This is a genomic window from Cyclobacterium plantarum (assembly GCF_011290685.1).
In the GTDB taxonomy this organism is placed as follows: Bacteria; Bacteroidota; Bacteroidia; order Cytophagales; family Cyclobacteriaceae; genus Cyclobacterium; species Cyclobacterium plantarum.
Window position 1 is genome coordinate 367,301 of sequence record NZ_JAANYN010000003.1, and the last position, 11,943, is coordinate 379,243.

Genomic DNA, 11,943 nt, shown 5'->3' on the forward strand with positions numbered 1-11,943 from the left:
TTTTCGGAATCAGGTACTTTTACCCAAACGATTGAATATGTTGAGGTTATAATACAAGAAATTGGTGCGTATAATAATGATGAGCAATAGGGGAAGAATACTGGGATGAAAAGATTGGAAATTTAAAATCCAGATTACCAAAGCAAGATCGGCAAGGATCATGGCCCCCAACAACAGTTTTCTTACCAAGGCCTGTTGGGAATTGAGGGCTAATTTTAGGGCAAGATAAAGGTGCAGGGGAAAGGCCCAGAAAATATTCCAGTTATTTTTGGTCTGAGAATGCTCTGTGAAAAACCAAAGAAAAACCAACAGTAGTCCCAACAAGCCCAAAACCGTAAACAGGCCAATGTCAAAGCCCAAATAAAGCCTTTTCCTTTTAAAGCCCAGAAAGGTGAGCAATACTGTGGCGATGGCCAGGGCCCAAAAAACCATATAGGGGTTGAAAACACTCCAGTTTTGTGAGCCATCTTCCGGAAATTCGTAAACGGTGTTGTTTTGGCTGACCAGGGGCCTTTCCGGACCATCCCCGATGATGCTGGCACTTTCAAAGGCAGCCTCCAGATAATCCGGCAGAAACATTTTCTCTGTTTCATCGGCCTTCCGGTCGATTACAGCCCCCAGGGCCAGGTCAATTCCCAAATCTGACCAGGGAAGGGGGTAAACATATTCATCAATGAGATTTCGAAAACTTTTTTCAGGCCCTTCCGCTTTAAGATTCCACTTTAGGGAGGAACCCAGAACGGTTTCCATCATTTCCCTTATTCTGGTCGAACAGTTGTCAAAGAAAAAGTCGTACCGGTACTTTCGGTTTTCAGGTCTGTAATTTTCCTGCAAAAAGGCAACTATTGCTTTAGCCTGATTATTGGAGAGATTCAGTTCCTGTTCCCTGACGTTGCGTTTGAAATAATTGTATTCATAAAGGAATTGCTCTGTGGTGGTAAGTGACAATTGGTAATCCAGGGTCCTGCGTACAAACTTGACATAGAAAAAGGGTGTATTGAAATCAAATGTGCCGTAATTGAAAACCAGATCTTGTCCTGAATCCAGTTCCCGTATTCGGATGGCACTGTGTCCAAAGGTAGAATACAGTTCATCTCCTGGGTCACAGGTGATCAGGCTGATTTTATATTGCTGTGCCTGGGAGGGTATCGCAGATACCAGGAGCAAAAAAAGCCCCATGCTCATCATACAGGTTTTTAAGCAGGTAATGGGAGAAAAAGCGAGTTGCATAGGTGTATATCAGGTAAAACCATTTCGACAGGCCAAATTTACTGGTTTAATTCCGTTTTCCGGTAAGGGTTTAAGTAAATCCTGTTTGGTTACTTTTACGTGAAAATATTGGTTTGAAACAAAAAAAATGAATTTTACATAAAAATATACGGATTACATACTTTGAATTAAATTGAGAAATAATTATTTTTATCATCTATTCATTTTTATTATGGATATTTTTTATAAAAAAAATTCCCTCAAAGACCTTCACTGGCTTTTATTGGCCAGGATGGTAGCTGTATTTGGCTTGTTGTTGGTTTCAGTGCTTTCAGCAGAAGCGCAGATTCCCTTATCAACAATGAGCTATAAATCCAATCTGCCTGAAGATGGCGTTGGTGACTGGGATGATCCTGACAGCTGGCTGGTTTATGATGGCACGGGCTGGGTGGCTGCTGCCATTTCACCCAATAGGGAGCACGATGTTTTTATAATTAAAAAAAATGAAATCAGACTAAACGGAAATGAAGAAGTCAATAACCTTTATTTATTTGGAGCTGCTGATGCAGGGAAAAAATTGAATCTTCAAAATTTCGATCTGGATATATACGGGAGTCTTCACAGTTTTGAAATGGATGAAAATGACTTCATATTATTTGGTAGTGCCTGGTTAGGAGACGATTGGATTTACCCTGAGCAGGGCAGAATTGTTTTCAAAGGCGATTCAAGAATTGTTGTGGATAGGAATTCCTGGAGTGGGCAAAACCTGGCGAGCAGGTATTCCGTGGTATTTGATCCAAATCCGGGTCAGGAACTCGTCGTAAACGCCGTGTTTAAAGCAAGCAGTTTTTTGATAAAGAGTGGAACGGTAAGACAAACTGTTAATACCGAAGGAACTCCTGCCTCATCCACTTTTTCATTCACAACCGACGATGTATTTGGGACAGGCGATTTCGGGGAATTTCGAATTGCATCAGGAGCAACGCTTATTTCAGAAACTACCCGTGAGTTTGATCAATTGATTAGAAGGTCAGATACCAAACCCGCAAGCTCTTTTATCCTGGAGGAGGGGGCTAACCTGCTGCTGTTGGGAGAGGAACCCCTCATCGATGCGGTCAATGTGGTATTGGATGGAAATGTTTATTATAAAGGTGACGGGGCATCACAGGAGTTTTTACAATCCTCCATGGCCGACTCCCAATCCGACTTCCTGTACCAGAACCTTTATTTCGAGGGACTGGCAACCAAAAATCTTCCGGAGGAGCTTTCAGTCCAGGGGGATATGGAATATCTTTTCGGTGGGCAGGTCAATGGGCTTGGCACCGAACTGCAACTGACGGGAAGCATGGATCAGGAATTGAATATACCAGGATTGGAATTGTCCGGACTGTTAGTAGATAAAGCATCGGGCACAGTGAATGTAAGACATAGGTTGACCATTTTTGATACCTTCAGCCAGGTGGCTGGAACGGTAAATTTTCATGACCAGGATTTGACCCTTGATTTTGGGGCTACAGGTAATTACAGTTACTCAGGAGGAAATTGGCTCAATCTTGGGCAATTGCATTACGGAAACCTGCCCTCGATTTTGGATGCCACAAATGCTACTTTTCCCATTTTTGATACGGTTTTTGATGCGCCAAGACATTTGATGCTGGAAGGAAATTTATCCAGCACCGGTCAGACTATCGAAATCAGTTTTACAGAAGCTCCCGGTGTGACTTACGATCCTGAATTCTCGGATGATGGGGAAGTGGTTGTGTATCATTTAAACAGCTTTTTTCAGCTGAATGGGATCGGAGCTGATACCGATCAGCTAAGTGCCTGGATACTTGCCGAGGATCTGGCGGTACAGGATATCAATCACCTTCGGATAGTGGGGGCAGGTGAGCAAGCCATTGGAAATCACGTACCCGCGTCACTGAAAGGAGGCATGCTTTGGGCCGGCAGGGTTTTTGACTTTGATGAGGCCCAAAGTAGTTTTCTTACTATTGGAAGCATCAGTGAATTAAGCGTATTGCCGGTTGAATGGTTGGATTTTGAGGCCACTTTGCTAGGAGACAGGGTGAGGCTTACCTGGAAGAGTACAGCTGAAAGTTTGATTGATTACACCATCTCAAGAACCAATGGGGAAAAACCTGAATTTTTCCCTATCGGTAATATTCAGGAAAGCCGATACGGAATTACAATCACATTCGAAGACCTTTCTTTTCCCGAAGATAAGCCATATTGGTACTATCAGGTTTTGGCAAAAGAGGGCCAGGCTGAAGCCAGTTATAGCCCGGTGCTTAGGGTTTCCAACCCCTTTTATTCCAGACAAAATCCCAAAATATATCCTAACCCCTATCACTCAGGTTCTGTTCAAATCAATTTTGGCAATTGGAATTCAGGGGACATTACCAGTATGAAGATATGGGACATGAAAGGAGTCAATTACCAAAGCCCTGATTTTCAACAAAATTTTAATCCGCTTATTTTAGAGCAACATTTAAAATTGCTCCCAGCGGGAAACTATTTGATTCAACTGCAAGGTTCAGGCAAAGCTCATACCTTTAAATGGCAAAAGTACAACCAATAAAATTTGTATTTCAAATGCAAGGAAATCAATTACAAAATAATAATCCGTATATTTTTAAATACATTGTTTAAATTCTATTTTATTTCTATTTTTACTATTCAGATTAGGGAAAATTTTTTTTACTGAATCGGAGAATTAAGGTGTAGCGGAGGGGATTTTTATTGCCATGTATGTACCAAGACAAATAATGACCAGGTGGAAATTTTTCCGGTTATTGCTATTTCCGATGTTCTTTCTAGGTGCCTTTTCCCTGAGTGCCCAGGTACAGATTACCGGGACTCAAAATAATATTGCCATTGAAGAAGTTCGCCTCCGTGTATCCGGCAGCCTGCATGTGCAAACCACAGATCCCGCCTCCCGGAACAATCCTGCACCCAACACAGATCCGGTAATCATTGAGACGATTTTGCTGCAAAATGGCACCGAGATTTTTGCTACCACCAGGACCCCGGAGGTCAGGAATTTACACCCCTATATTGGCAGCAATTCCATAGCGGTAGATGTAGTCGGCGTGGCAAAATACGATGGAGCCACAATAAGTCACAGAAGTACAGACTTTCCATCCGCCATAGAAGAGGTGGTTTCGACACCGGATCTGAGATCTTACTGGGATATTGGTGGAGGATCCATTCCATCTGGCGAAACTTTCATGGATATCGTGTATCCGGAGCAGGTTCCCAAATCAGGGTACCTGGTGGTTTCGGAAAGAGATGGCAATTCCAAATTCAATTTTCAGGCCTTGGATGAAAACGGAGAACCTATCCCGGGGGCCGAGACGCTAGAGCTTAGGGGCTATGAATGGAATACCCAGGTGGTCAATCAAGGCAACTATCCGGGACAACCACAGCACCTGGTGGTTATTTCACCTGAACTTTTTGACACCAACCAGTCCATTTTTGGATTCAGAGTGATCAACATAGACGGAGCAGATGGAAAAATTGTCTTTTTCCGAAATTCCATACAAGTCCATCCCGATGAGGTTGAGCCGGTTTTCCCGGGGGATACAGCTGTAGTCAATGTATTGCAAAATGATGAATTGATGGAACAGCAGGCCACTGTATCCAATGTCAGTGTACATACCAACACCGGGGTGCCTGGAGATTTTGTAGTATTGAGAGCAGATGGATTTGTGGATGTGGATCCTGATGCGCCGGCAGGAACTTATATTATCTCTTATAGTATTTGCGAAATCGGGAATGATACCAATTGTGATTCGGGCACAGTTACCATAGAAGTCATGTCAGCGTTGCCAGTGGTCTGGTTGGACTTTATGGCCACCGAAGTTGAGGATGGGAATTTGGTTGTCTGGAAAACTTCCAGGGAGGAAAATAACAAGGAATATCAGGTTTGGAGATCAAGTAACCCTTTGGCAGGTTTTGAAATGGTTGGTGAAGTTGGAGCAATAGGAGAAAGTACAGCACCCCTTCAATATACTTTTAAAGATACCCGCCTATATCCTTCGGGTAATCTGTACTACAAAATCGTACAAGTTGATTTGGATGGTAAAAAATCCAGTACCTCAGTATTTAGGCTGGGGCAGAAAGCGGGCAAAGCCCGACAATTTCATGTGTATCCCAATCCCCATTACAATGGTCCTGTGAATGTGGAATTTGATTCCGGGTTACAGCACAGAAAGGTGAGCATGAGTATTCAAAATCATTTGGGCCATGTACTTTTTGCCAGGGAAGGAACGGGACAAATCATTTCCCGACAATTTCGCTTACAATTGGGAAGTATGCCATCCGGATTTTATATTCTGGTACTCAGGTCTGAGAAAGAAGTAAGCATGTTAAGGTGGGTAAAATCATAATTGATTTAAATTAATTCCCAGGTTTTTCAAGACCAAATAGGCATTTAGCGGAATATGCTGTAATTTTTGGATTCATTTTGAATTCATGATGACTTTTATATTTGTTGCCCTCAGTATTCTATTGCTGGTTTTGATGATCGTTTGGATTAAGGTGGAGCCTTTTATCGCCTTTTTGATTACTTCCATCATTGCCGGATTATTTTTGGGAATTCCCATGGAAACCATAGCCACTTCCATTCAAGACGGCATAGGGGACCTGATGGGGGCCCTGGTAATCGTCATTACTTTAGGGGCCATGTTGGGTAAAATTGTGGCTGACAGCGGGGCTGCCCAACGGATAGCCCTTTTTCTCATGAATCAATTCGGCGAGCGGAGGGTACACTGGGCCATAGCTTTAACCGCTTTTATTGTTGGTATACCCTTGTTTTTCAATGTGGGTTTTGTATTACTCGTACCTCTTGTTTTCTCTGTCTCCTACCAATATAAAATTCCGGCCATGGCAATAGGCATTCCCATGTTGGCGGCTCTTTCTGTAACCCATGGTTTATTACCACCTCATCCGGGACCGGTTGCTTTAGTGGCACAGTTTAACGCAGATATGGGAACCACACTGATTTATGGTTTTATCCTGGCAATACCCATGGTGATTTTAGCGGGTCCGCTTTTGGGAAAATGGCCTTATTTTCAAACCATGAAGGTGAAGCCTCTGGAAGTTTTTAGTGCCAAACCCAAGCCGGTTGAAGAACTGCCGGGTTTGTTAAACAGTCTTTTCACGGCTTTGCTTCCCGTATTTTTGCTCATTACTTTATCTCTGGTTAAATTAAACGTTGCCGAAGAAAGCTGGGGTTTCGGTTTTATGGTATTTGTTGGTAATCCGAATGTGGTTATGTTGGTTTCCCTAATCTGGGCCACTTTTAGCCTGGGGGTAATTAAGGGAGTTAAGATCACCAAAATCATGGAGGGGTATTCTGGAGCCGTGAAGGATATTGCGTTGATCCTGTTGATCATTGCCGGAGCCGGAGCGTATAAGGAAATTTTGGTGGATAGCGGGGTAAGCAGTCAGATAGGAACTTCCCTGGAAGTTTTACCCGTAAATCCTTTATTGCTGGGTTGGTTGATTGCTGCGGTTATCCGGGTATCTGTTGGATCGGCCACGGTGGCTGCATTGACAGCTGCCGGCATAATCGCCCCTCTGGTTACTTCCGGGCAGTCAGATCCTGAGTTAATGGTATTGGCCATTGGAAGTGGAAGCCTGATATTCTCCCATGTAAATGATGGAGGTTTTTGGTTGGTCAAGGAATATTTTAATTTGAGTATCAAGCAGACTTTTTTATCCTGGACTTTGTTGGAAACAATTGTTTCCATGCTGGGATTAGCAGGAGTTTTGATAATAGATTTGTTTGTTTCATAATTTTCATAAAAGATTTAAGATATGTCAGCAGAAGGAAAGTTAAAAGAAATGGGATTGGTTTTACCGCCTGCTCCGCCTCCCGGGGGCGTTTACCGGCCTGTAATCATTACTGGTAATTTACTCTACCTTTCAGGACATGGGCCTGTTCGTGAAGACGGTAGCCTTATCAAAGGAAAGGTAGGAATAGACCTGGATAAGGATCAGGGTAAGGACGCAGCCAGACAGGTGGCACTGACCATGCTGTCTACCCTGCAGGCCCAGCTGGGTAGTATCAATAAAGTAAAGCGGGTAATCAAGGTATTGGGAATGGTCAACAGTAGCTTGGATTTTGAGGAGCATCCTTACGTCATCAATGGCTGTTCGGAACTTTTCAGGGATATCTGGGGCGAGGAAAATGGCATTGGATCCAGGAGTGCTGTGGGTTTTGGTTCCCTGCCAGGAAATATTGCGGTTGAAATTGAAGCTACCTTTGAATTAAATCAATAAATCCCATGAGCGAAAAATGGTACGCACTCAATCATCCTGAAAACATTGATAGTCCGGCCCTTTTGGTATATCAGGACAGGGCCCGGGAGAATATACAAAGAGCCATTGATGTGGTAGGTTCTCCCGATCGCTTGAGGCCACATGTAAAAACAAATAAATCCATAGAAGCCTGCCGGATGATGATGGAGGCTGGAATAAAAGCCTTCAAAGGAGCTACAATAGCGGAAATTGAGATGTTAACCCTGGCAGGTGCCCGGGATATACTATTGGCCTATCAGCCAGTAGGGCCAAAAATTGACAGGTTTTTAAATCTGGTAAAAAGTCATCCGGATATCCAATTCCATTGTTTGACAGACAATGAACAGGCAGCTAAGGCAATCGATTTAAAAGCCCGGGAAAAGGGGCTGGAAGTGTCGGTTTACATTGACCTGAATGTGGGAACTAACCGAACCGGGGTAAGTCCGGGTGAAAAGGCGGAAATGCTTTTTAAGGCCATTAGGCTCCTGAAAGGTTTGCGCATTACAGGATTTCACCTTTATGACGGGCATTTGAGAAATCCCGTATTCGATATTCGAAAAAAGGAATGCGATGCAGGTTTTGAACCCATATCCTCTATGCGGAAGCGTTTGGAGGAAGATCATGGTCTTTCATTGGAAATCATTGCAGGGGGTACCACTACTTTTCCTATACATGCGAAAAGAGAAAGGGTGACCTGTGGTCCGGGAACCTTCATTTACTGGGACGATGGCTATGCGGCAACCCTTCCGGAACAGGACTTTTTGTTTGCGGCTCTTCTGATCAGCAGGGTGGTTTCTTTTCCGGCTGAAAACCTGATCTGCGTGGATCTTGGGCATAAGGCCATCGCTTCTGAAAACCCGCTGGATAAAAGGATCCGATTTATCAATGCCAATGATCTGACAGCGGTGAGCCAAAGTGAGGAGCACCTTGTTTTACAGGCTTCTCCGGAGCATGATTATCAGATTGGGGATGTATTTTATGGTGTTCCTTATCACATCTGTCCCACAGTCGCCTTGCATCAGGAAGCTGTGGTTATCCGGGATGGTGATGTAGTGGGCAGGTGGAAGACCATTTCCCGGGACCGGAAAATTTCAATTTAATGTTTTCAATCAAGTAAAGAAACGATTCATGTTTACAATAGATGCCCACCTTGACCTCAGTATGAATGCGCTGGAGTGGAACAGGGATTTGACGCTTTCTGTCAGGGAAATCAATGCCAGGGAGAAAGGATTAACAGATAAACCTGACAGGGGAAATGCCACGGTTTCATTGCCTGCTTTGAGGGAGGCAAGCATTGGGATGGTAGTGGCTACCCAAATTGCCCGGTATGTGGCTCCCGGCAATCCTTTACCAGGATGGCATAGTCCGGAGCAGGCATGGGCCCAGACGCAGGGGCAATTGGCCTGGTATGAAGCCATGCAAGAAAAGGGGGAGATGGTTCAGATCAGGGATAGGGAAAGCCTGGAGGCTCACATAAGTCTTTGGCAAAATGGGGAGTCTCAGGAAAAAAAGCCCATTGGCTACATGCTATCTTTAGAAGGGGCTGATTCCATCATCAATGTGAGCTACCTGGAAAAATCCTATGAAAAAGGTTTGAGAGCCCTGGGGCCTGCGCATTATGGTCCCGGCAGGTATGCCCAGGGTACAGATGCCTCCGGGCCTCTGGGGCCTAAAGGGAGGGACTTGCTAAAGGAAATGGAACGCTTGAATATTATATTAGACGCTACCCATTTGTGTGATGAAAGTTTTTGGGAAGCATTGGATCATTTTAATGGGCCCGTTTGGGCGAGTCACAATAATTGCAGGGCCCTGGTTAATCACAACAGGCAATTTAGCGATGAGCAATTGAAGGAATTGATCAATAGGGGTGCGGTGATTGGAGGTGCTTTAGATGCCTGGATGATGGTACCCAATTGGATAAAAGGTGTATCCATGCCCAGAGAAATGAATTGCGATCTGGAAAAGGTAATCGACCATATGGACCATATTTGTCAAATTGCCGGTAATGCCAGGCATATTGGCATTGGTACGGACCTGGATGGAGCCTATGGCAGGGAGCAAAGTCCCTACGATCTGGAAACCATTGCGGATATAGGCCGCATTCCGGGAATGCTTGAAAAACGGGGCTATAACGAAGAAGATATTCGTTTGGTGATGCATGGTAACTGGCTAAGATTCCTCAGAAAGGCCTGGTCAGCATAGTTTGTTAACAAAATGGAATTAAAATTAAACAAAAAATATAAATAGAGAGAAAGTCATAACAAGCAAAAAACCCCTTTTAAAACATTTAAAAGGGGTTTTTTAGTGTTCAGTCTCAGTTGTAGAGCTTTATTGTTTAATAAAAAAATAAAAAAACTACACAAAATGTTTGTTTTATTGTTTAACAAATATTAGCTTTGATTAAACAAAAAACACAAACCATGACGACACTTGAATTTAGCTATTCCTTAAATAAGTTAAGTAAAACTTTGAAGCCTTTTGCCTTGAAATTAACCAGAGACATGGATGATGCCAATGATCTTTTACAAGATACCATGGTCAAGGCTTTTACAAACAAAGACAAGTTTGCAGAAGGCACCAATCTTAAAGCATGGTTGTATACCATCATGAAAAATACCTTTATTACCAATTATCAACGGATGGTGCGCAGGGGTACTTTTGTAGATACTTCCGATAATTTACACTTTATCAATTCGGGATCAGTAGTCATTGAAAATGATGCGTTTGGTGAATTTGCCATGAAAGACATCACAAGAGCCATAGATAATCTGGATAGTGTGTATAAAACACCATTTATGATGCATTATAAGGGTTTTAAATATCATGAGATCGCTGAGAAATTGGATATTCCGATAGGAACGGTAAAAAACAGAATTCATATTGCACGTAAACTATTAAAAGACGAACTTCAGGTGTACATTACCAAAAATTAAAAAATGATACATCGCAAAGTTGTAGTTATTGGTTCGGGTTTTGCCGGATTATCTACAGCCACTCACCTGGCAGCTGAAGGCCAGGAAGTACTGTTATTGGAAAAAAACAACACCCTTGGTGGAAGGGCGAGAATGTTCGAGGCCGAGGGTTTTACTTTTGATATGGGGCCTAGTTGGTATTGGATGCCGGATGTATTTGACAGGTATTTCAATAAATTTGGCAAAAAGACCAGCGACTATTATGACCTTATAAGGCTAGACCCCTCTTATGCCGTGATTTTTGGTAAAGACGACTTCATGGATATTCCGGCCAATCTTGATGAATTGAAAAAATTGTTTGAAGGCCTGGAGCCGGGATCTGGTAAGCGGCTGGATGATTTTTTAAATCAGGCAGCTTATAAATACCAGAAGGGAATCCATGATTTGGTGCATCGCCCCAGTCTTTCATTGATGGAATTTGCAGATTTCTCTTTGTTAAAGGATCTTTTCAAAATGGATATTTTCCAATCCATGTCCAGGCATATCAGAAAATATTTTTCCCATGATAAAATCATCAGGTTAATGGAGTTTCCGGTGTTGTTCCTTGGAGAAACAGCTCAAAGGATTCCGGCTTTATACAGCCTCATGAATTATGCGGACATAGCTTTAGGAACCTGGTATCCAATGGGTGGCATGCATAAAATTATTGAAGGAATGGTGTCCTTAGCCGAGGAAAAGGGAGTTCAAATACGCACCAATGCAGAAGTAAGTCAGATTGTTGGCAGTGAGAGAGAAGCAAAGTATCTAGTATTATCCAATGGTGAGATCATTAACTTTGATTTTTTAATTGCCGGCGCAGACTACCAACATGTCGATAAAAGCCTTTTGCCACCTAAATACAGTAATTACTCCGATGATTATTGGGACAAACAAACTTTGGCTCCCTCATCATTGCTTTTTTATCTGGGTATCAATAAAAAGTTGAAAAATCTTCGCCACCATAATCTCTTCTTTGATGAACCTTTGGGGCCTCACGCCGATGCCATCTACAGAAATCCCAAATGGCCGGAAAAACCTTTGTTTTACGTTTCAGCACCCTCTCAGACAGATCCTGCAGTTGCTCCTGAAGGAATGGAAAACCTTTTTATCCTGATCCCTCTGGCACCCGGACTGGAAGATGAAGCCTCGATAAGAGAGCACTATTTTGACAAGGTAATGGACAGGTTGGAAAAACTCACTGAGCAGTCTGTCAGAGACCATATTGTCTACAAAAAATCTTATGCGCATAGCGATTTTAAGAAAGACTACCATGCATTTAAAGGGAATGCCTATGGTTTGGCCAACACCCTCATGCAGACGGCAATTTTAAAGCCCTCTTTAAAAAATAAAAAGCTTAAAAATTTATTTTACACAGGGCAGCTGACTGTCCCTGGCCCTGGTGTACCCCCCTCCTTGATATCAGGGGAGGTAGTAGCCAATGAAGTCATGAAGTCCATAAAAAAAATCTAAATAATTTCCA

Annotated in this window: 9 protein-coding genes; 8 read left to right on the forward strand and 1 reads right to left on the reverse strand. The window is 43.0% G+C overall.

The genetic code is table 11. From position 1 onward, the window contains the following. Positions 1-9 precede the first annotated feature (9 nt). Complete coding sequence (locus tag G9Q97_RS09515) at positions 10-1,188, reverse strand: Lnb N-terminal periplasmic domain-containing protein (RefSeq protein WP_166146133.1); 1,179 nt, start codon at positions 1,186-1,188, stop codon at positions 10-12. Between the two features lie 253 nt (positions 1,189-1,441). On the opposite strand from G9Q97_RS09515, the gene G9Q97_RS09520 reads away from it, so the two are divergent. From G9Q97_RS09520 to G9Q97_RS09555, 8 genes are all read left to right on the forward strand, one after another. Beyond that, entirely contained in the window at positions 1,442-3,787 is a 2,346-nt protein-coding gene (locus tag G9Q97_RS09520; protein ID WP_166146136.1) for a T9SS type A sorting domain-containing protein, read from the forward strand. Positions 3,788-3,974: 187 nt separating this feature from the next. After that, a complete protein-coding gene (locus G9Q97_RS09525) occupies positions 3,975-5,597 on the forward strand; it encodes a T9SS type A sorting domain-containing protein (RefSeq protein WP_166146139.1) in 1,623 nt (540 codons plus the stop codon). A gap of 88 nt (positions 5,598-5,685) precedes the next feature. After that, the gene (locus G9Q97_RS09530) at positions 5,686-7,008 is read left to right on the forward strand and encodes a GntT/GntP/DsdX family permease (RefSeq protein ID WP_166146504.1); all 1,323 of its coding nucleotides are present in this window, start codon (positions 5,686-5,688) and stop codon (positions 7,006-7,008) included. A 21-nt stretch (positions 7,009-7,029) separates the two neighbouring features. After that, positions 7,030-7,494 (forward strand): RidA family protein, encoded by a 465-nt coding sequence (locus tag G9Q97_RS09535; RefSeq protein ID WP_166146142.1) that lies wholly within the window; start codon positions 7,030-7,032, stop codon positions 7,492-7,494. 5 nt (positions 7,495-7,499) lie between these two features. After that, positions 7,500-8,612 (forward strand): D-TA family PLP-dependent enzyme, encoded by a 1,113-nt coding sequence (locus tag G9Q97_RS09540; RefSeq protein ID WP_166146145.1) that lies wholly within the window; start codon positions 7,500-7,502, stop codon positions 8,610-8,612. A 28-nt stretch (positions 8,613-8,640) separates the two neighbouring features. Next, complete coding sequence (locus tag G9Q97_RS09545; protein WP_166146148.1) at positions 8,641-9,714, forward strand: dipeptidase; 1,074 nt, start codon at positions 8,641-8,643, stop codon at positions 9,712-9,714. A 218-nt stretch (positions 9,715-9,932) separates the two neighbouring features. Continuing rightward, on the forward strand, positions 9,933-10,445 hold the full coding sequence (locus G9Q97_RS09550) for an RNA polymerase sigma factor (protein ID WP_166146151.1): 513 nt from the start codon (positions 9,933-9,935) through the stop codon (positions 10,443-10,445). Positions 10,446-10,448: 3 nt separating this feature from the next. Then, positions 10,449-11,933 (forward strand): phytoene desaturase family protein, encoded by a 1,485-nt coding sequence (locus G9Q97_RS09555; RefSeq protein WP_166146154.1) that lies wholly within the window; start codon positions 10,449-10,451, stop codon positions 11,931-11,933. Positions 11,934-11,943 lie beyond the last annotated feature (10 nt).